At 71.6% G+C, this 19,478-nt stretch carries 17 protein-coding genes; 7 read left to right on the top strand and 10 right to left on the bottom strand.

The window, feature by feature from the left end; all coding sequences use genetic code 11:
* Positions 1-47: 47 nt before the first annotated feature.
* Together OO68_RS03570 and OO68_RS03565 are read left to right on the top strand one after the other, a co-directional pair.
* A complete protein-coding gene (locus OO68_RS03570; RefSeq protein WP_033306606.1) occupies positions 48-1,583 on the top strand; it encodes an IucA/IucC family protein in 1,536 nt (511 codons plus the stop codon).
* 62 nt (positions 1,584-1,645) lie between these two features.
* Positions 1,646-2,017 carry a hypothetical protein gene (locus tag OO68_RS03565; protein WP_051814377.1) on the top strand — a complete coding sequence of 124 codons (372 nt, stop codon included), beginning with the start codon at positions 1,646-1,648 and terminating at the stop codon, positions 2,015-2,017.
* Here OO68_RS03565 and OO68_RS03560 read toward each other — a convergent pair.
* The 7 genes from OO68_RS03560 to OO68_RS03530 form a co-directional block, all read right to left on the bottom strand.
* Positions 2,012-2,428, bottom strand: a complete 417-nt coding sequence (locus tag OO68_RS03560) for a universal stress protein (RefSeq protein ID WP_033306605.1) — start codon at positions 2,426-2,428, stop codon at positions 2,012-2,014. The two genes, OO68_RS03565 and OO68_RS03560, sit on opposite strands and share 6 nt — an antisense overlap.
* Positions 2,429-2,430: 2 nt before the next feature.
* Positions 2,431-3,930, bottom strand: a complete 1,500-nt coding sequence (locus OO68_RS03555) for an APC family permease (RefSeq protein WP_033306604.1) — start codon at positions 3,928-3,930, stop codon at positions 2,431-2,433.
* Between the two features lie 80 nt (positions 3,931-4,010).
* The gene (locus OO68_RS03550; RefSeq protein WP_033306603.1) at positions 4,011-6,083 is read right to left on the bottom strand and encodes an iron ABC transporter permease; all 2,073 of its coding nucleotides are present in this window, start codon (positions 6,081-6,083) and stop codon (positions 4,011-4,013) included.
* Positions 6,084-6,090: 7 nt separating this feature from the next.
* Positions 6,091-7,074, bottom strand: a complete 984-nt coding sequence (locus tag OO68_RS03545) for an ABC transporter substrate-binding protein (RefSeq protein ID WP_033306602.1) — start codon at positions 7,072-7,074, stop codon at positions 6,091-6,093.
* On the bottom strand, positions 7,071-7,940 hold the full coding sequence (locus OO68_RS03540; protein WP_033306601.1) for an ABC transporter ATP-binding protein: 870 nt from the start codon (positions 7,938-7,940) through the stop codon (positions 7,071-7,073). Before OO68_RS03540 ends, OO68_RS03545 begins: the two co-directional genes overlap by 4 nt.
* A 115-nt stretch (positions 7,941-8,055) precedes the next feature.
* Positions 8,056-8,589, bottom strand: coding sequence for a DUF1360 domain-containing protein (locus OO68_RS03535; RefSeq protein WP_033306600.1), 534 nt, complete (start codon positions 8,587-8,589; stop codon positions 8,056-8,058).
* Positions 8,582-9,541 (bottom strand): Rieske (2Fe-2S) protein, encoded by a 960-nt coding sequence (locus OO68_RS03530; protein ID WP_209442537.1) that lies wholly within the window; start codon positions 9,539-9,541, stop codon positions 8,582-8,584. Before OO68_RS03530 ends, OO68_RS03535 begins: the two co-directional genes overlap by 8 nt.
* 142 nt (positions 9,542-9,683) lie before the next feature.
* Between OO68_RS03530 and OO68_RS03525 the strand changes: the two genes are divergently transcribed.
* Together OO68_RS03525 and OO68_RS03520 are read left to right on the top strand one after the other, a co-directional pair.
* Positions 9,684-11,000, top strand: coding sequence for a cytochrome P450 (locus OO68_RS03525; protein WP_078625159.1), 1,317 nt, complete (start codon positions 9,684-9,686; stop codon positions 10,998-11,000).
* A 316-nt stretch (positions 11,001-11,316) separates the two neighbouring features.
* Positions 11,317-13,632 (top strand): ATP-binding cassette domain-containing protein, encoded by a 2,316-nt coding sequence (locus OO68_RS03520; protein ID WP_033306599.1) that lies wholly within the window; start codon positions 11,317-11,319, stop codon positions 13,630-13,632.
* A 32-nt stretch (positions 13,633-13,664) separates the two neighbouring features.
* Here the strand turns inward: OO68_RS03520 and OO68_RS03515 are convergent, their stop codons facing one another.
* Positions 13,665-14,426 carry a thioesterase II family protein gene (locus OO68_RS03515; protein WP_033306598.1) on the bottom strand — a complete coding sequence of 254 codons (762 nt, stop codon included), beginning with the start codon at positions 14,424-14,426 and terminating at the stop codon, positions 13,665-13,667.
* A gap of 268 nt (positions 14,427-14,694) precedes the next feature.
* Between OO68_RS03515 and OO68_RS03510 the strand changes: the two genes are divergently transcribed.
* The 3 genes from OO68_RS03510 to OO68_RS03500 all read left to right on the top strand — a co-directional run bounded on the left by OO68_RS03510 (position 14,695) and on the right by OO68_RS03500 (position 17,279).
* Positions 14,695-15,339, top strand: coding sequence for a DUF6875 domain-containing protein (locus OO68_RS03510; protein WP_157852670.1), 645 nt, complete (start codon positions 14,695-14,697; stop codon positions 15,337-15,339).
* Entirely contained in the window at positions 15,326-16,177 is an 852-nt protein-coding gene (locus OO68_RS03505; RefSeq protein ID WP_063739294.1) for a tryptophan 2,3-dioxygenase, read from the top strand. Before OO68_RS03510 ends, OO68_RS03505 begins: the two co-directional genes overlap by 14 nt.
* Positions 16,178-16,238: 61 nt before the next feature.
* Positions 16,239-17,279 carry a methyltransferase gene (locus OO68_RS03500; RefSeq protein ID WP_033306597.1) on the top strand — a complete coding sequence of 347 codons (1,041 nt, stop codon included), beginning with the start codon at positions 16,239-16,241 and terminating at the stop codon, positions 17,277-17,279.
* Between the two features lie 56 nt (positions 17,280-17,335).
* On the opposite strand, the gene OO68_RS03495 is transcribed toward OO68_RS03500, so the two are convergent.
* Positions 17,336-17,887 carry an LmbU family transcriptional regulator gene (locus OO68_RS03495; RefSeq protein ID WP_051814374.1) on the bottom strand — a complete coding sequence of 184 codons (552 nt, stop codon included), beginning with the start codon at positions 17,885-17,887 and terminating at the stop codon, positions 17,336-17,338.
* A gap of 632 nt (positions 17,888-18,519) precedes the next feature.
* Positions 18,520-19,401 carry a siderophore-interacting protein gene (locus tag OO68_RS03490; RefSeq protein WP_033306596.1) on the bottom strand — a complete coding sequence of 294 codons (882 nt, stop codon included), beginning with the start codon at positions 19,399-19,401 and terminating at the stop codon, positions 18,520-18,522.
* Between the last annotated feature and the right edge of the window lie 77 nt (positions 19,402-19,478).

Raw genomic sequence — 19,478 nt, 5'->3', positions numbered from 1 at the left:
CATACTGATCATCTCCGCCCGGAACGCTGGAAGGACCGTAGGGACGAGTGGAACGCGTGGACCTCATGCCCCCGCCCGCCGACGACGACTCGGCCCACGGTGACGACCCGGCCACCGGTGCCCTCGCCGACGCATATGCCGCCGTGCCCCTGCTGAACTGCCTGCTGCGGGAGGTGGCCCGGCCGGTGCGCCGGGAGGGCGACCGTCGCGTCCACCGGCTGCCCGGCGGGGACCGCCTGCTGCGGGTGCGCGGAACGCGGCGGCCCGCCGAACCGGAGGTCGAGTCCGCGGGCGCCTGGCACCGCCTCGGCCACACCGAGCTGGTCAAAGTCGTCGCCGAGGAGCTGCGCCGGCACACCGGTCTGCCCAACCGCGAACTGCCCGCCGAGATGCTCGACAGCCGGGACGCCGTGGCCGCCCTGCTCGCCGCCCGGGCCCGGGCCACCCCGCCCGGCGATCTCTACCTGCGTTCCGAGCAGTCCCTCCTCACGGGCCACACCCACCACCCCGCCCCCAAGGCGCGCGGGGGCGGCCCCGCCGCCGGCTGGCTGCCGTACGCGCCCGAGGCGTACGCCCGCTTCCCGATGGCCCTGCTCGGGCTGCGCGAGGACACCGTCGTCGAGGAGGGCGACACCACCGCCCTCGACGCCCTCGGCACGGCTCCGCCCGGCTACCGCCTGCTCCCGGCCCACCCCTGGCAGCTGGACCTGGCGAGCGGGGAACTCGCCGACGCCTTCGCCGACGGCAGGCTGATCCGGCTCGGCGCGACCGCCTTCGACACCTGGCCCACGGCCGCGATCCGCACGCTCTACGCGCCCGGGCCCGACCTCTTCCTCAAGTTCAGCCTGGACGTGCGCATCACCAACGACATCCGCCGGCTGTGGCGCCACGACCTGCTCGCCCTGCGCAGGACGGACGCGGCCGTGTGCGCCGCCTTCGCGACGTTCGACGGGCCCCCGGCCTGGCTCGGCGACCGCGGGTACCGCACCGCCGACTTCGCCTTCGAGGCCCTCGCCGTCCTCGTGCGCGACGGCTTCGGCGACCGCCTCCTGCCCGGCGCGACCCCCCTGCTCGCCGCCGGCCTGGCCGAGGGCTTCGACGGCAGCCCGCTCGACCGGACCCCCGATCCCGCTGCGTGGTGGGCGGCTTACCTGGCGCAGGTCGTCCCCCCAGCGCTGACGGCGTTCGGCGAGCACGGCGTCGTCATCGAGGCCCACCTCCAGAACACCCTGGTCGCCGTGGACGGCGACGGCCTGCCGGTGCAGGCGCTGTACCGGGACGCCGAGGGCGTGAAACTGCTGCCGGACGTGTCGCGGGAGGCCGGCTGGGAGCGGCTCGTGTACTGCCTGGTCGTCAACCACCTCATGGAGATCGCCGGCGCCCTCGCCGAAGGCCACCCCGGGTTCGACCCCTGGCCCGCCGCCCGCCGCGAACTGGCCCGCCACGACCTACCGGAGATCCACGCCCTGCTCAGCTCTCCGACCCTCCCCGCGAAGACCAACCTGCTGCTGCGATGGACGGGCGCGGACGGCGCCGACGCCCGCTACCGGCCCCTGCCCAACCCGCTCAGGGAAGGGACCTGAACCACCGGGCCCGGTGCCCGCATGACATGATCATCGCCAGACGCAGAGAAGGAGGGGGCGGCATGTCCGCGACGCCGGACGCAGGGGTCCCCTGCCGCATCGTCGTCTGCCGGGACTGCTGCTGCGGCACCCGCAAGATCAGAGGCGTCGATCACGCCGCCCAGACCGAACGCCTTCGCGAGGCGGCACCGGTGCGGGTCTCCGGCTGCCTCGACGTGTGCGACCAGGCCAACGTCGTCGTGGTCCAGCCGTCGGCGGCGGGCCGGGCCGCCGGAGCCCGGCCGGTGTGGCTCGGACTGGTCAACGACCCGGCCGCCACCGAGGACGTCGTCTCCTGGGTGCGCGAGGGCGGCCCCGGCGTCGCGCCGCTGCCCGACATCCTCGGCCTGTACGTGTTCAAGCCGTCCGGGCGACGCCGCCCGGGCGGCTCATGACCGGGCCGGCACGCACAGCACGGGCACGGTCGACAGGTGCAGCAGCTTGTGCGGTGTGGAGCCCAGCAGCGCGCCCCGCACCGGGCTCTCGCCCCACGTGCCCACCACGATGACCCTGGCGCCGTGCCGGGCCGCCGCCTCGATCAGCGCCTGCGCGGGCCGCTCGTCGATGAGTTCGACGGAGGTCCGCACACCGGCCTCGTCGGCCACCCGGACGGCGTGGGAGAGCGCGGTGCTGCCGGCCTCGCGGACGGCCTCGTGATGAGCGGCGTACTCCTCGCCCGTGACGCCCGGGGCGGCGACGCCGTGGACGATCACCAGGGGTTCGTCGTACGCGGTCGCCACCTCGATGGCGACGCGCAGCGCGCTCAGGGCGCCCGGGGACTCGTCGTAGCCGAGGACCACCGACATGTTCAGGACTCCTTGCCGTCGACGAGATCCGGGTCGACCACGCTCGGGTGTTCCGACCAGAAGGCGGGCGCCAGCAGCCGCCACACGACCATGAGGACGACGCCCGTCACCACGATGCCGATGCCGATGACGAGCGGCGGACCGAGCCCGAACCACGAGACGCCGCTGTAGGAGTTCTCGGGGTCGGACATGTCCGCCACGGATTCCACCAGCAGCCATGCCAGCAGCCCCGCGCCGATCAGCGGTCCGAGGCCGATCAGGAAGAAGTTGCGGGCGCTGCGGGTCAGCTGGCGGCGGTAGTAGACCGCGCAGGCCAGGCCCGTGAGCGCGTAGTAGAAGGCGATCAGCAGGGACAGGGCGGTGAGGGAGTCGAAGAGGGCGTTCTCGCTGACGTGGTACAGGACGAGGTACCAGGCGATGGCGATGCCCGCGACCCACCAGGTGCTCACGTCGGGGGTGCGGAACCGCGGGTGGATGCGGCCGAAGCGCGCGGGCAGCGCGTGCCGGCGTGCCATGGACAGACCCGTGCGCGACGCCGGGATGATCGTGGTCTGCGTGGAGGCGAGCGCCGACGTCGAGACGGCGAGCAGCACGACCCAGTCCCAGTCGCCCATGGCCTCCTCGGCGAGCAGGGCGAAGATGAACTCCTCCTCCGCCGCGTTCTCGGCGAGGAAGTCCGTCCCCGCGTAGGCCACGACCGCGAAGGCGACCGCGAGGTAGGTCACCAGCAGCAGCACGGTCGACCAGACGGCCGCCCTGCCGGGGGCGGTGGCCGAGTTCTCGACCTCCTCGGTGAGGTTGACCGCCGACTCCCACCCCCAGTAGATGAATACACCCAGCAGCAGGGACGCGGTCAGTGACGCCCCGCCGGCTCCGAACGGGTCGAGCCAGCCGAACTCCGGATCGACGGCGTCGAGGGTGCCGGTGTCGGCGTAGACGCGGTAGAGCGCCACCACGGCGAAGGCGAGCAGGCAGGCGACCTGGGCCAGGATCAGGACGTTCTGAACCTTGGCCGAGATCTCGGTGCCGATCACACAGACGGCCGTCATCACCAGGATGAGCAGCACCGTCAGCACCTGGCGCACCGCGTCGTTGTCGGCCCAGCCGTCCAGGCCCACGGCGAGCAGGAAGAACGTCACGGCGACGTCCGCGAGCGACCCGACGACGAGGACACCCGTCATGGCGATGGCCCAGCCGCCCAGCCAGCCCGCCCACGGTCCCATGGCCCGGGTGACCCAGGAGAACGTCGTGCCGCAGTCCTGGTCGACCTTGTTGAGGTAGTAGAAAGCCGACGCGATCAGCAGCATGGGCACGAACGACGCGAGCATCACGCCGGGGGCGTAGATGCCCACCAGCGCCACGATCGGCCCGATGACCGCCGCCACGGAGTACGCGGGGGAGGTCGCGTTGAGCCCGATGACCAGGGCGTCGAGGAACCCGATCGCATTGGGCTTCAGGCTCGCCTCCGGGGGCGGGCCCGGGTCCGTGATGTCCTTGGCCATGCTCCCTCGCTCCCGTTGTGTGTACAGCCATACAACAGGCACTTTCGGAGCACTTTAACTATTGATGCCCCTTTCGGGCGTCATGCTGCTTTCCGGCCGCGGACCAGCAGGTGCAGGAAGTACGGCGTGCCGATCACCGCCGTCATCAGTCCGGCGCCCAGCTGGGCGGGGGCGATGACGGTGCGGCCGATCAGATCGGCTGTGCAGACCAGCGCGGCGCCGAGCAGGACGGCGACGGGTACGACCCGGACATGCCGCCGGCCGGCCAGGGCACGGGCCGCGTGCGGAGCCACCAGGCCGACGAAGCCGATCGTGCCGGCCGAGGCGACGGCGGTCGCCGCGAGCAGCACGCCCACCACCAGGAAACCCAGCCTGGCCCGCGGCAGTCCGAGGCCGAGCAGCCGCGGGGTGTCCTCGTCCAGGGAGACGAGATCGAGCTCGGTGCGGCGGGCGACCGCTACGGCCAGGCCCAGCGCCAGCACCAGCGCGACGGGCAGCACGTCCGGCATGGTCCGCCCGTACGTCGAACCGGACAGCCAGGTCAGCGCCTTGACGGCGTTGAACGGGTCGGTGAGCACGATGAGCAGGCTGATCAGGGCCGTGGAACCGGCGGCCATGCCGATGCCGACGAGGACCAGCCTGTTCTGCCGGTAACCGCCCCGGGCGGAAAGGCCGAAGACGATGGCCGAGGCCAGCGCCGCACCCCCGAAGGCCGCACCGGCGACGCCCCAGGAACCGGCCGCGGGCACGGTGGTGACGAGCAGGACGGCCCCCAGCGCGGCACCGCCGGAGACGCCCAGTACGCCGGGCTCCGCCAGGGGGTTGCGGGTCACGGCCTGCACCAGCGTGCCGGCCAGGGCGAGCGCGGCGCCCGCGCACAGCGCCGCGAGCACCCGCGGCACGCGGGTGTCCAGGACGAAGGAGACGGTCTGCCCGGCGCGCCCCTGCATCCAGTTGGCGACATCACCGAGCAGGAGTTTGCTGTCGCCCAGCAGAACCCCGGCCACCGTGACGCCGACGACCGCCGCGCCGAGTGCGGCCACGGTGACGAGGAACGCCGTCCGGCTCGGGATGCGCAGCCGGTCCGGCGCGTCGGCCCCCGCGGAGTCCTTGAGGCGCAGGGCCGTCACCACCAGGAAGACGGCACCGACCAGGCTGGTCACGATGCCCGTCGGGACGGCGACCGCCGTGTCCGCGGGGATGAGGGCCCGCAGCAGCACGTCCGACCCGAGCACCAGCGCCGCACCGGCCAGACCGGCGACCGGCAGGACCGCCCGGGCCCGGACGAACCCCCGGAACCGCCGGGCGAGCGGACGGACCAGCGCGGGGGCGCACAGGCCGACGAAGCCGATGGGACCGGCGAGCGTGACGGCCGCGGCGGACAGCAGCGCGGCCAGGACCACCACCGTGACCCGGGTGGCCCGCACGGGGACGCCGAGACCGCGCGCCGCGTCGTCCCCGAGGGCGAGCGCGTCGACCCGGCGGGCGACCAGCAGCAGCCCGATGAGCCCGATCAGGGCGATGGGCAGCATCTGCAGGACGCCGTCGAAGCCGTTCTGGCCGATGCTGCCCTGGTTCCACTGGTACAGGCCCTCCGTCTGCTGCGGGAACAGCAGGAGCAGCCCCTCGGTGACGGAGTTCAGGCCCAGCGCGAGCGCGGTGCCGGCGAGGACCAGCCGCACGGTGCCCGTGCCGGGGCCGGACAGCGCGAGGACGACGGCGGCCGCCGCAAGACCGCCCGCGAAGGCCACGCCGGAGGAGGCGAGCAGGGGCAGCGAGACGCCGGTCGCGCCGACCAGCCCGAGGGCCAGGTACGAACCGGCGTTCACGGCGAGGGTGTCGGGCGAGGCGAGCACATTGCGGCTGACGGCCTGGAGGACCGCGCCCGCGATGCCGAGGACGACGCCGACCAGGATGCCGGCGGTCATCCGCGGCAGCCGGGAGGCGATCACGACGGACGCGTCGCCCGGATCGGCCTGCCCGGTCAGGGCCTTGAAGACCTGGCCCGGCCCGACGGAGGCCGTGCCCTGGGTGATGTCGACGACCGCGAGGGCCGCGACCAGGAGGACGAGCCCGGCCGTCACCGCGGCCGCACCCGTCCGGGACGCGGCCGCCTGCGGACGGGCGACGGGGGGTGCTTCGGTGACGGCCATGGCCCCGCTACTTCTTCAGCGCGCCGACGAGGGCGTCGATGTACGCCTCCATCGACTCGGGACCGCCGAACATCCAGATGCCGTCGGGCAGCCGGTGCACCCGGTCCGCCTTCACGAACGGCAGGGAGGTCCACACCGCGTTCTTCTTGAGCTGGCCGGAGAACGGGTTGCTGGACTTGTCGCCGTCGTTGCCGATGTAGGCGAACTGCACGTCCTTCGGCAGGGCGGTGAGGCCCTCCACGTCGGTGGTGCCGAGGCCGTAGGCCGGGTCGCCCTTGACCTTCCAGGCGTTCTTCAGGCCGAGCTGCTCGTTGACGGCGCCGATGAGGGAGCCGCTGGTGTAGGGGCGCAGGGAGACCTGGTTCGACGTCACGTAGCCGTCGGCGAAGGCGACGTCGGTGCCGGCGAGCTTCGCGTCGGCGAGGGTCTTCTTGCCCTCGGCGACCTTGGCCTCGAAGCTCTTGCGCGCGGCCTCGGCCTTGTCGGTGGTGCCGGTGGCCTTGGCGATGAGGTCGAGGTTGGTGAACATCTGCCCGATCTGGTCGGAGGCGTCCGCCGACTTGATCTCCAGGACCGGGGCTATCTTCCGCAGCTGCTTCACGGCCGCGTCCGGCAGGTCGGAGCTGGCCACGATCAGGTCGGGGCCGAGCGAGGCGATGGTGTCCATGCTGGGCTCGCCGCGGGTGCCGATGTCCTTCGGCTCGTTCTTCAGCGGGACGGCGGTGTCCCAGGTCTTGTAGCCCTTGACGTCGGCGACGCCGACCGGGTCGACGCCGAGGGTGATGAGGCTCTCGACCTCGTTCCACTCGGTGGCGACGACCTTCTTGGCGGGGCCGTCCAGCTTCACCTTGGCGCCGGTGGAGTCGGTGAGGCTGATGGCCTCGGAGGTCTTCTTCTTCGCGCTGTCGGCGGCCGGCTCGGTGGTGCCGCAGGCGGCGAGGGTGAGCGCCGCGGCGGTGGTGGTGGCCGCGGTGAGCAGGAGACGTCTCATGAGGTGGTGCCGAGCCTTTCGCTTCGGTTGGAGCGGGTGTGGTGCCGGCCGATCGGACGGGTCCGAATCCGGCCGGTGTGGGGGTCTGTGTCGACGTCGATCCGGATGCCGTAGACGGCGGTCAGCCGCTCCGGGGTCAGGATCTCCTCGGGCCGGCCGTCGGCGACGATGCGGCCCGCTTCGAGCAGCGTGATCCGGTCGGCGATGGCCGCTGCCTGGTCGAGGTCGTGCAGCACGACCCCGACGGCGATCCCGTGGTCGTCCGCCAGGTCGCGGACGAGGTCGAGGAGTTCGATCTGGTAGCGCAGGTCGAGATAGGTCGTCGGCTCGTCCAGCAGCAGGACGCCGGTCTCCTGGGCGAGGCAGCTCGCGAGCCACACGCGCTGCAACTGCCCCCCGGAGAGGTGGTCGGCGCCGCGCTCGGCCAGGTCCGTCACCCCGGTCAGCGCCAGCGCCCGTTCGACGGCGGCGGGCGCGTCCGGATCCGGCCGGCCGAAGCGGCCCCGGTACGGGTAGCGGCCGAACTCGACGAGATCCCGCACGGTCAGCCCGCTCGGTGTGGGACGCCCCTGGGTCAGCAGGGCCACGTACCGGGCGAACTCCCGGGCGGACAGGGCGAGGCCGTCGGTGTCGCCGTCGATACCGATCTCGGCCCGGCGGGCCCGCTGGAGCCGGGCGATGGTCCGCAGCAGCGTCGACTTCCCGCTGCCGTTGGGACCGACCAGGACGGTCACCTCGCCGGGCCGCAGCACGATCGCCGCGTCGTGTACGACGTCCGTGCCGTCGTACGACACGGTCACGCCCGTGGCCGACAGCTGATGCCCGCGCAGACGCAGTCCGCCGGCCGTTTCTTCACCAGATCTCACGCGGCGAAGGTTAGCCTAACCTAATACTGCCTTGACAGGGGGGTGCCGCGTCCGGATTCATCCGGTCCTCGGGGTGTGTGAGGGTGAAGGCGCCCAGGGGGTCTCCGGTGCGCGGTCAGTCGCCCGTCGCCTTGTCCACCAGGGCGCCGTACGCCAGTTGCAGCGCGTCCGCCCCGGCCAGGGCGGTGAGCGTGCCCATGGCCGTCCGGGTGGCGCGCGGCCAGAGCAGCCGGCCGGCGGTCAGGCCCGACGCCACCCAGACGCTCACGCAGAACGGGCAGGTCGCGAGTTCGCCGACGGTGTGCTTCCCCTGCTCGGACTGCGCCTCCTCGTGCAGTTCGGCGGGGCCCTGCGGCCCGACGTACCGGGTGAAGGGAGCCCGCAGCGGGCTGGTCACCGAGGCCTTGCTCAGCAGCCGGCTCAGCCGGAACGTGGCCACCGACATCAGGACCACGTCCCACGGCTCGGGCCGGTCGGGCAGCGGGCGCCCGCTGCGCCGTACGGCCGTGGTCCAGGCCGCCGTGCAGGCCGCGAATCCGGCCATGGCCGCGAGATAGCCGCCCAGCGGGCGGTCGTGCCCCGCCGCGTAGTCCCGGCGGGTGCGCCGGAGCGCTCCGTGCAGCCGGTGCGCGAGGCGGCTGTCAGTCATGGTCGCCGTGCCCATGGGCAGCCCCCGATCGTGTCGTCGTGCCCTGTGGGGCCGGCTCTCCGCCGTTCTGGTGGCGCAGCCGCACCTCGACGTGCCCGCCGGTGATCCGCGTCTCGAAGGAGGGCTGGGGGGCGGTGGCCGGTCCGCGTACGTTCCAGCCGTCGGACAGCCGGAACACGCTGCCGTGCCACGGGCACCGCACACACCCGTCCTCGACGGTGCCCTCGGACAGCGGCCCCGCGAGATGGCTGCACCGCTCGGCCAGCGCGTGGACCGCCCCGCCGGACTCGCGCACCACCAGCACGGGCACGTCGTCCACGCTGCGCCGCACCGGCTCACCGGCGGGGAACTCGTCGACGCTTCCGACCGGGTGCCAGCCCGCGGAGACGACGTGCGTGACCTCCTCGGCGTGATTGGCGCCGGAGGCCTGCCGGTAGGCCAGGTGGCCGCCCAGCATGCCCCCGACCCCGACGGCCGTCAGCCCCAGGAAGCCGTAGGCCCGGCCCGCCCCCTCGCGTCCCTTGACGCGGCTGACGAGCGAGGCGGCGTACAGGCCGACGGCCGCAGTGTTCGACAGGGCGTGCACCAGCCCGACCCGCTGCTGGGGGTGGTGCAGCTCCGCCCAGTCCACCCAGCCGGCCACGGCCGCGGGGGCCGCGGCGCCCAGCCCGACCCCGACCAGCAGCCCCGACTCGCGCGAGCGGCCGGGGCGCAGGTCCAGCACGGCCGCCGACAGCCAGGATCCGATGGGCACCTGCACCATCAGCGGATGCACCGGGTGCCCCAGCCACCTGCCGTGCAGCAAATCCCGGCCACGCCCCAGGGGAAGGGCCCGCACGCCCTTGCGGAGCGTGTCGATCAGCGCGTCGGCCCTGGGCTCCCGCTCCAGGCGGTCCAGCAGCCACAGGATCCGGTTCTGCCGCAGCAGGCGGCGGCGTGGGGGTGCGCTCATGCTCCGCCGGGTCCCCGTCGCCACCGGGGGCAAACCGGGCACTGTCCGGCGGCTGCCCTGCTCAGCCGCCCCGCCGCGGGCCGCAGGGGTGCCCGTGCGTGCCCCCGGTTTCCCGGCGGGTCCGGTGGGCACTCGCCGCGCCATGGATCCCCGTCTCCGTGCACCTGTCGCCGACAGCTCACTCGCCCTCCTGGCCAAGGGATACGCATGGCTGCCCGACCGGAGGCGCCGCACCGCCGCTCCGCTCGTACGCACCCGGCTCATGGGGCAGCCGGTGGTCGTCCTGCACGGCCCCGACGCCGTGCGGTTCTTCTACGACGAGCGGCACGTGGAGCGCCGGGCGGCACTGCCCGGGCCGGTACTGAGCACGCTCTTCGGGCACGGAGCCGTGCACACCCTGGACGGGCCGGAGCACCGCGTACGCAAGGGGATGTTCGTCTCCCTGCTCACCGGGGCGGAGGCGGTCGCCGGTCTGGTGGACCGCGTCGCCGCGGAGTGGGACGAGGCGGTGGAGTCGTGGTCCGGCCGCCGGGTCGTGCTGTTCGACGAGACGAGCCGCGTCCTGGCCCGGGGCGTGTGCCAGTGGGCCGGAATCGCCGTCGAGGACGCCGGCCCCCTGGCCCGGGACCTCGTCGCCATGGTCGACGGTTTCGCCAGCCCCGGCCCGCGCCACTGGCGGGCCCGCCGGGCACGGGCCCGCTGCGAGGCCTGGCTGGGACGCCTGGTCGAGGACGTACGGGCCGGGGCCGCGACCGCGCCGGCCGGGTCGGCGCTGGAGGGGATCGTCCGGCACCGGGACGCCGACGGCCGGCTCCTCGATCCGCACACGACCGCGGTCGAACTGCTCAACGTCATCCGCCCGACGGCCGCGGTGTGCTGGTTCGTCACCTACGCAGCTCACGCGCTGCGCCTCAGGCCCGATCTGCGGGACCGCCTGACCGGCGACGATCCCGCCTACGCCGTGGCGTTCGCCCACGAGCTGCGGCGCTTCTACCCCTTCGCGCCCTTCGTCGGCGGCCGGGCCGCCACCGATCTGGAGTGGCAGGGCGAACCGATCCGGTCCGGCACGCTGATCCTGCTCGACCTCTACGGGCAGAACCACGATCCCGCCCTCTGGGACGACCCGTACACCTTCGAACCGCAGCGCTTCCTCCAGCGGCCGCCCCGGGCCGACGAACTGATCCCCCAGGGCGGCGGCGACCGCGACACCGGGCACCGCTGCCCCGGCGAGGACGTCACGATCGCCCTGCTGCGCACCCTCGGGCCACGGCTGGCCCTGCTCACGTACGACGTGCCCGACCAGGACCTGCGGATCCCGCTGAACCGCATGCCGGCCCGGGTCCGCAGCGGCTTCGTCCTGGACGCCGTCCGGGCACCGGCACCCGCTCACGGGCCCGCGCCCGCCGCAACACCGTCGGCCGTACGCAGTGACTCCAGCAGCCGCATCAAGTCAGACTGAGACACGGTCATCCAGCGCTCATCCGGTCGAACTGCCTTTTCACCAGAAAGACTCGCGATGACCTGTCCTTGTTCGGGGAGCATTCAACGACAGCGGATGCATGCCCCGGGCAGACACCCGCGCGTTTGAGGCGCTCGACCCGCTCCACTCGGCGGGACACGATCCACTTGGCCGTTGTGTTTCCACCTGCCACCAGCGAGCCCAGCGCATCGCAACTTCCCTTTCGGCGCGCTCTTCTGAGAACTGGTTAGATCGTTTCGAGCGAACGGGGGATGAGGCCGTGACGGCGGCCCGGCCGGGACAGAGGGAGACAGGAATGAGCATGGTCGCGAGGACGGACACGACGCCGGGCGCGCCGCGTCGTATCGCCGACAGTCACGACACGATCCGCGTGCAGGGCGCGCGGGTGAACAACCTCAAGGACGTCAGCGTCGAGATCCCGAAGCGGCGGCTGACGGTGCTGACCGGCGTCTCCGGATCCGGCAAGAGTTCACTGGTGTTCGACACGATCGCCGCGGAGTCGCAGCGGCTGATCAACGAGACATACAGCGCCTTCTTACAGACCTTCATGCCGACGCTGGCGCGGCCTGAGGTAGACGTGCTGGAGGGGCTGACCACGGCGATCATCGTCGACCAGGAGCGGATGGGCGCCAACGCACGCTCCACCGTCGGCACCGCGACCGACGCCAACGCCATGCTGCGGATCGTCTTCAGCCGGCTCGGCGAGCCGAGCGCCGGGCCTCCGTTCCACTACAGCTTCAACCAGCCTGCCGGCGCGTGTCCCCGGTGCGAGGGCACGGGCCATGTGACCGACCTCGATCTGACGCAGTTCTACGACGAGACCAAGTCGCTCAACGAGGGCGCGATCACCGTCCCCGGCTACAAGGCGGGCAGCTGGTTCGTGCGGATCTTCGCCGGGTCGGGTTTCGTCGACCCCGACAAGCCGGTCCGCGACTACACCGAGACGGAACTGCACGACTTCCTGCACCGCGAGCCGACCAAGGTGAAGGTCGACGCCATCAACGTCACCTACGAGGGACTGATCCCCAAGGTGCGCAGGTCGATGCTCGCCAAGGACAAGGACGGGTTGCAGCCGCACGTCCGGGCGTTCGTGGACCGGGCGGTCACCTTCGTCACCTGCCCCGGCTGCGACGGGACCCGGCTGGGCGAGGCGGCCCGGGCGTCCAGGATCAAGGGGATCAACATCGCCGACGCGTGCGCAATGGAGGTCCGGGACCTGGCCGAGTGGGTGCGCGGACTGGACGAGCCGTCGGTGGCACCTCTGCTGGCGACACTGCGGCAGACCCTCGACTCGTTCGTCGAGATCGGGCTCGGCTATCTGTCGCTGGAGCGGCCCGCGGGCACGCTGTCGGGCGGTGAGGCGCAGCGCGTGAAGATGGTGCGCCATCTCGGCTCCTCGCTCACCGACGTCACCTATGTCTTCGACGAGCCCAGCACAGGTCTGCACCCCCATGACATCCAGCGGATGAACGGCCTGCTGCTGCGGCTGCGGGACAAGGGCAACACCGTGCTCGTGGTGGAGCACAAGCCCGAAGTCATCGCCATCGCGGACCATGTGATAGATCTGGGGCCCGGCGCCGGGACGGCCGGTGGCACCGTCTGCTTCGAGGGCAGCGTCGAAGGGCTGCGGGCCAGCGGCACGCTGACCGGCCGTCACGTCGACGACCGGGCGTCGCTGAAGGAGTCGGTGCGCAAGCCGGACGGTGCGCTGGAGATCCGCGGGGCGCGGGCGAACAACCTCCGCGGTGTCGACGTCGACGTCCCGCTCGGGGTGCTGACCGTGGTGACCGGGGTAGCCGGGTCCGGCAAGAGTTCGCTGCTGCACGGGTCGATCCCGGCCGGCGCGGGTGTGGTGTCGGTCGACCAGGCGCCCATCCGCGGCTCACGGCGCAGCAATCCGGCCACCTACACCGGTCTGCTGGAGCCGATCCGCAAGGCCTTCGCCAAGGCCAACGGCGTCAAGCCCGCCCTGTTCAGCGCCAACTCCGAGGGCGCCTGCCCCACCTGCAACGGCGCCGGGGTGATCTACACCGACCTGGCGATGATGGCCGGAGTCGCCACCACCTGCGAGGAGTGCGGGGGCAAGCGGTTCCAGGCCGCGGTGCTGGAGTACCGGCTCGGCGGGCGGGACATCAGCGAGGTGCTGGCGATGCCGGTGACAGAGGCGGAGGAGTTCTTCCGTGCAGGTGAGGCGCGCGTCCCCGCCGCCCATGCCATCCTCGGCCGGCTCGCTGACGTCGGGCTCGGCTACCTGACCCTGGGGCAGCCGTTGACGACGCTCTCCGGCGGTGAGCGGCAGCGGCTGAAGCTGGCCACGCACATGGCGGACAAGGGCGGGATCTACGTCCTGGACGAGCCGACCACAGGTCTGCACCTCGCCGACGTCGAGCAGTTGCTCGGGCTGCTGGACCGGCTGGTCGACTCCGGCAAGTCGGTCATCGTCATTGAGCACCACCAGGCGGTGATGGCGCACGCGGACTGGATCATCGACCTTGGCCCCGGCGCCGGACACGACGGCGGCCGGATCGTCTTCGAGGGCACCCCGGCCGACCTCGTCGCCGCCCGCCCCACCCTCACCGGCGAACACCTGGCCGCCTACGTCGGCGCCTGATCCGCCCGCCCCCGTGCGTGCCGCCGCCGGCCTCAGCGGCGGTCCGCCGTGGGGGAGGGGACGAGGTGCCTGCGCAGGATCTCGCACACGCGGTCGCGCTGCGCCTCCAGGAAGAAGTGGTCGCCGGGCAGTTCGTGGAACGCGAAGTCGTGGCGTGTGAGGCCGGCCCAGGCGGCCGCCTCCGAGGGTCGCACGTACGGGTCGGCGGTACCGGTGAGGGTCACGATCGGGCAGTCGAGGGCGGGCTCGTCGCTCCGGCGGTACGTCTCGATGGCCCGGTAGTCGGCCCGGATGACGGGCAGCAGGACGCCGAGCAGTTCACGGTCGGCGAGGATGGCCGGGTCCGTCGCGCCCAGGCGCTCCAGTTCCGCGGCCAGCAGGCCGTCGGGCAGGGAGTGGACTCCGCGGTCGCGGCGGGCCGAGGGAGTGCTCTGGCCGGAGACGAAGAGGGTCCGCAGCCGGTGGCCGCGGGCCTGGAGCCGGAGCGCCACCTCGTAGGCCACGGCGGCTCCCATGCTGTGCCCGAAGAAGGACAGGGGCTGGTGCAGGAGCGGACCCACCGCGTCGGCCACACTGTCGGCCAGCTCGCCGACAGTGTCGACGAGCCGCTCCTGGAAGCGTTCTTGTCGGCCCGGGTACTGCACGGCGAGGATGTCGGTGTCCGGAGCGAGCGCCGCCGCCCACGGACGGTAGTAGGCCGCGGTGCCGCCGGCGTGGGGGAAGCACAGGAGCCGCACGGGCGCGGCAGGCGCGAGGCCGAAGCCGCGGATCCAGGAATCGACCGGGAAGAGCACGTGTTCTCCGAGGTGTTTCGGGGCATGGTGGGCATCGCATTTTCATGATTGCGCCCAGCGCATTCCGTGTCCCGCCGGCGGGACACCCAACTGCATTTCCGCACGCCAGGCCGGGGCGTGCCCGGCCGTGCTTCCCTTGATGCGTCTTTCCGGCCGCCGATATGGTTTCGCGAGCCAATAAGTCGGTGCGGGACACGTCGGTGAACGCCTGCGCCCATTTCTTGATGGTGTCGTCGGAGGGGAATCGACAATAATGTCAATCGATGTGTTGGCAGTCGACGTGGGGAAAGCCCTCGACAGCGTCGACGAATGGCTGAATTCCTATATCACCCAGCCCCATGAGCAACTCGGCCGGTCCGGCGCGGTGTGTCCGTTCGTGGCGCCCGCCCGGCGGGTGCACGCGGTCGAGACGGCGGTGCGGCTGGTGGGTCCCGTCGCCAGTCTGTCGTTGATCAAAGAGGTCATCCGCTGCGGTCTGGACGAGTTCGAGCAGCTCGACTGGCGGACGTCGAACCCGACCCTGCGGTCGCTGCTCATCGTGCTGCCGGATCTGCCGCCCGATGCGTTCGTGCTGCTCGACGAGGCGCATGCGCAGGTCAAGACCGAGAGCGTGGAACGCGGCCTGATGATCGGCCAGTTCCATCCGGACTGTGACGAACCAGCGGCCCGCAACCCGGCCTTCAAGGTCAGCCGGTCACCGGTCCCGCTGGTCGCGGTGCGGGCGATGGCGGTGCACGACATCCTCTTCCTCGGTGAGCGGGCGGACTGGTTCGCCGAGTACCACCGCCGTTTCGGCGAGCGGTACCGGGCCCGGCCGCACGGCATCACCGACCTGCTGACGACGCTGTACCACAAGGCCCTGACCCTGCACGGGCCCGGAGGGACGCCGGGTGGTCGCCGTGCGACCGGGTGACGGGCAGGAGGACGCCGTGGTGACGCGCTGCCCCTACGGCGGGGCGGCGGACGCGCCCCCGACGGCGTATGCCGAGTACGCGGAGATGGACGCCCTTCTGGCGTTGCAGCATCCCCGCACGGCGGCGGCCACGGAGCCCGGCTTCATCATCATGAGCCAAGTGATGGAACTCCTCTTCAAGCTGCTGCACATCGAATTCACGACAGCCCGCGACCGGCTGGCCGACGACGACGTGGACGCCGCGTTGTGGGCGCTGCGCCGGGCCGCTCGGGTGCAGCAGGTGGCGTTGTCGTCGTGGGACTTCTTCAGCGCGATGACGCCCGGGGAGTTCGCCGAGTTCCGCGAGGTGCTGGGCACCGCCTCGGGTTTCCAGTCCGCCTCGTACCGGCGGCTGGAATTCCTGCTGGGGAACAAGAATCCGAGCATGGTGCTGCCGCACCGAGACGCGTCGACCCATGAGCAGGTGTCCCGGCAGCTGCACGAGCCGAGCCTCTATGACACCGTGCTGGCCCTGCTGCACCGCCGTGGCCTTCCGGTCGCGGACACCGTGCTGGCGCGCCCGTGCGAGACGCCGTACGAACCCCACGACAGTGTCGAGCGGGCCTGGCGCGAGGTGTACGAGAACAGCGCCGCCAACCGCCAGCTGTTCCTCCTCGCAGAGGCGCTGACCGATGTCGCCGAATCCTTCGCCCGATGGCGCTACACCCATCTGACGGTGGTGCAGCGCGTGCTCGGGGGCAAACCCGGCACCGGCGGCACGGACGGCGTGTCGTGGCTGGAGCGGATCAGTGGGCACCGGTTCTTCCCGGAGCTGTGGTCCGTGCGGTCGCTCCTGTAGGGCGGGCTGCCCGCCGGTCCCGCTGTCACTCCATCATCACCGACCCCACGAGGGAGCCCCTATGGCCAAGGCCGGTCCCGTCGACCACGAAGACCTGACCCGGATCCTCTTCGGCGCCTCCGCCTTCCACCTGCTGCACGCCGGCTGCGAACTCGGCCTGTTCACCCGGCTTTACCACGACGGGCCGCTGACCGCGGAGCAGGTGTGCGCCAGGTTGAAGCTGGAACCGCGGGCGGCGCAGATCCTGCTGCTGGGCACGACCTCGCTCGGTCTGACCGCCCGTAGCAGTCGCCGCTATCACAACGCCGAGCTGATCGACTCGATGCTCTCCGACGGCACCTGGAGCATCATCGAGGACATCGTGCAATTCGAGGACCGGATCGCGATGCCGGCCGCCACCGACCTGGTGGAGGCGCTGCGGGAGAACACCAACGTCGGACTGCGCCGCATCCCGGGCGAGGGCGGCGACCTGTATCACCGCCTGGCGTCTCAGCCGGAACTGGAGGCGCTGTTCTACCGCTGCATGCGCTCGTGGTCGCGCCTGTCCAACCCGGTCCTGGTGGACCGGGCGGATCTGAGCGGGGTGTCCCGGGTGCTGGACGTCGGCGGCGGCGACGGGGTGAACGCGATCGCGCTGGCGGAGGCGTACCCGAAGACGTCCTTCACGGTGGTCGACATGCCCGGCGCGCTCGACATCGCGAGCCGGAAAATCGCCGAGCACGATCTGGACGGCCGAATCTCCGTACGGGCGGGGGACATCTTCGCCGACGAGTTCCCGTCGGGACACGACTGTGTGTTGTTCGCCAACCAGCTCGTCATCTGGTCGCCCGAGCAGAACGCGGCCCTGCTGCGCAAGGCGTTCGACTGCCTGCCGCCGGGCGGGCAGGTACTCATCTTCAACGCGTTCTCCGACGACACAGGGGACGGGCCGCTGTACGCCGCGCTCGACAACGTCTACTTCGCCACGTTGCCGGCGCCGGACAGCACCCTTTACCACTGGGGGCAGTACGAGGAGTGGCTGCGCGGAGCCGGGTTCCAGCGGGTCGAACGGCTGCCGGGCGAGACGTGGACGCCGCACGGAGTACTGCGCGCCTGGAAGTAGGGCAGACGAGGGCGGGGGAGGCAGGTGGGCGCCTGCCTCCCCCGCCCTGGCGGCTGTCACCCGGGAAGGCTGGCCAGCGCCGCCTCGTCGAGAGCCCGGAGCACCCACTGCTCGAACTTGTCACCGGAGAGTTCGGCGGCCTTCCGCCACCGCTGCACCCGCTCGGCCGGGGCGCTGAGCTTGGGCAGGTAGTCCTTCGGCGGTTCGCCCTTGCCTTCTCTCTGCCGGTGGGAGCGGATGTTGCGGCGCAGTTCGTTGCGTGACCAGTTGAACTCGTCGGCCAGGTCCAGCCACTTGTCCTGTTCGCAGGGCGGCAGCGAACTCACTTCGGCGTGGTGCTGGAAGCTCAGCGTCTCACGCCGGCGGCTCAGTTCGAACTTGCGGGCGACCCATGCGTAGTTGCGCAGCGTCTGGTAGTCGAGGCCGCAGGCCTCGATCGCCCGTAGATACCGGTCGGAGAACTCCTCCTGTCCGTACACCAGCCAGTCGCCGAGGCACCAGGACGAGGAGTCGACGATGCGGGAGATCTGCGAACCGGCATGCTGCCATCGTTCGAATGTGAGGGCGGCGGGGATTCTCAGTCCGACGCGTGTCGTGAGGACGTCCATGCCTTGCTGTCCTCTGTCGGTTCCGTTCCTCCGAAGGGGCGCGCTGGTACGCGGGCGGTTTCGCTGAGCGCGGTCCACGGAGTGCTGCATACGAACCTCTCTTCCGGCGTCGGTGATGCCTCTGGGCGTGCAGAGGCCGCATGGTTGAGGTGATTCGGCGACGGACGCGGCGAAGCGCTGGTGGGCGCCGGATGCCGACCGCGGCCATGCGCTGAGTCGCCAAGCGCTGAACAGCGGTCGGCGTTGTTGGGTGGGTCTTCGCGATGGCAGCTGTCAGGGGGGCCGTGTATGCAGAAGTCGAAGCCCGCTCGCTGCGAAATGCGCGCTAAAGGGCGCGATATCTTGGATGGGTCTGATCGCCTGCGATGATCAACATCAAAGGAAACACCCCCGTTGAAATGGCGACGAGTCGAGAAACCGTGTCGCCGCCCGGTCGGCACAGCCAACTGGATTCGCCATATGCATATTATCGGATCAATGCCGATGACGAGGTTGAGTGTAGCAAGAGATTCCGCTCTCCCGCAGGGGGCGTTGATCGGTTGGCTTGATAGTGATTCACGGTCTTGACCGCGCCGGAAAAGGAACGACCGGGACGCGCCGGCGGCGGCGTCCCGGTCGGGGAACACGGCGGGTCAGGAGGCCTGGGCCTGCGCCTCCGCGAGGCGCTCCTGCGCCTCGGCGAGGTCCTCCGCGGTAGGGGCGTCGTCCTGGGTGAGCTTCAGGCGCCAGTAGCCGGAGAACTCGATCCGGCTCTTGGGCATGCCGCGGTCGTCCACCAGGTGCCGCCGCATCCGGCGCACCAGACCGGCTTCGCCGGCGATCCAGGCGAACCCGTCGCCGTCGGGCAGCGCGGCCCCCCGCAGCGCGTCGGCCAGCGCCTCGCTGTGTCCCGGCGCGGTCGTGCCGCGGTGCAGCCACGTCGTGGTCAGATCGGCCTCGGTGCGCAGCGGCTGCTCGTCGGCCGAGTCCTGGACCTCGACGAATGCCAGCGCACGCTTGCCGGGCGGCAGGCTCTCGACGATCGTCGCCATCCCGGGGATGGCGGCGTCGTCACCGGCCAGCAGCACCCAGTCGGCCTCCGCAAGCGATGCGGACAGCGGCTTGGGGCGCGCGAAGTAGTCGCTGGGCCCGAACACGCCGAGGCAGTCGCCCTCCGTGGCGTCCATCGCCCACCGTGTGGCCGGTCCGGCGTGCCGGTGCAGGACGAAGTCGAAGGTGAGGGAGTTCGTGGCCGGATCGTGCGCGCGGATCGTATAGCTGCGCATCCACGGCCGCTCGTCCTCCGGGAGGGCGCTGAACGCCTGGTACCACGTCGTGAGGTCGGTGGTCTCGGTGACCTCCGGCAGGACCGGTCGCGGCTGGCCGGGGCGCGGGAAGTAGAGCTTGACCTGTTGGTCGGGTTCTGTGAGGGAAAAGCCCCCGACATCGTCGCCGGTGAGAGTGATGCGTGCCATATGTGGGGTGATCTGCTCTGTCCGGCTGACCTGCAGGAGCCAGATCGGCAAGCTGTTCATGGATTCCTTCGCGCGATAGGGGCGGATGGCGAGCGGGTGTCGCCCGGCCGGTGCGGCCGCCCCGGCCATGACATCTC

Origin of the sequence: Streptomyces iakyrus (genome assembly GCF_000717055.1) — a bacterium.
GTDB lineage: Bacteria > Actinomycetota > Actinomycetes > Streptomycetales > Streptomycetaceae > Streptomyces > Streptomyces iakyrus.
Note: the sequence above shows the minus strand (reverse complement) of the source record. Positions and strands in the feature narration are given on the sequence as shown.

Bases quoted from the DNA above. Each gene is read 5' to 3' on its own strand.
- OO68_RS03520 (WP_033306599.1), top strand. From the start codon at position 11,317: ATGAGCATGGTCGCGAGGACGGACACGACGCCGGGCGCGCCGCGTCGT.
- OO68_RS03535 (WP_033306600.1), bottom strand. From the start codon at position 8,589: ATGACTGACAGCCGCCTCGCGCACCGGCTGCACGGAGCGCTCCGGCGC.
- OO68_RS03495 (WP_051814374.1), bottom strand. From the start codon at position 17,887: ATGGACGTCCTCACGACACGCGTCGGACTGAGAATCCCCGCCGCCCTC.
- OO68_RS03550 (WP_033306603.1), bottom strand. From the start codon at position 6,083: ATGGCCGTCACCGAAGCACCCCCCGTCGCCCGTCCGCAGGCGGCCGCG.
- OO68_RS03490 (WP_033306596.1), bottom strand. From the start codon at position 19,401: ATGAACAGCTTGCCGATCTGGCTCCTGCAGGTCAGCCGGACAGAGCAG.
- OO68_RS03555 (WP_033306604.1), bottom strand. From the start codon at position 3,930: ATGGCCAAGGACATCACGGACCCGGGCCCGCCCCCGGAGGCGAGCCTG.
- OO68_RS03530 (WP_209442537.1), bottom strand. From the start codon at position 9,541: ATGAGCGCACCCCCACGCCGCCGCCTGCTGCGGCAGAACCGGATCCTG.
- OO68_RS03565 (WP_051814377.1), top strand. From the start codon at position 1,646: ATGTCCGCGACGCCGGACGCAGGGGTCCCCTGCCGCATCGTCGTCTGC.
- OO68_RS03525 (WP_078625159.1), top strand. From the start codon at position 9,684: ATGGATCCCCGTCTCCGTGCACCTGTCGCCGACAGCTCACTCGCCCTC.
- OO68_RS03500 (WP_033306597.1), top strand. From the start codon at position 16,239: ATGGCCAAGGCCGGTCCCGTCGACCACGAAGACCTGACCCGGATCCTC.
- OO68_RS03560 (WP_033306605.1), bottom strand. From the start codon at position 2,428: ATGTCGGTGGTCCTCGGCTACGACGAGTCCCCGGGCGCCCTGAGCGCG.
- OO68_RS03545 (WP_033306602.1), bottom strand. From the start codon at position 7,074: ATGAGACGTCTCCTGCTCACCGCGGCCACCACCACCGCCGCGGCGCTC.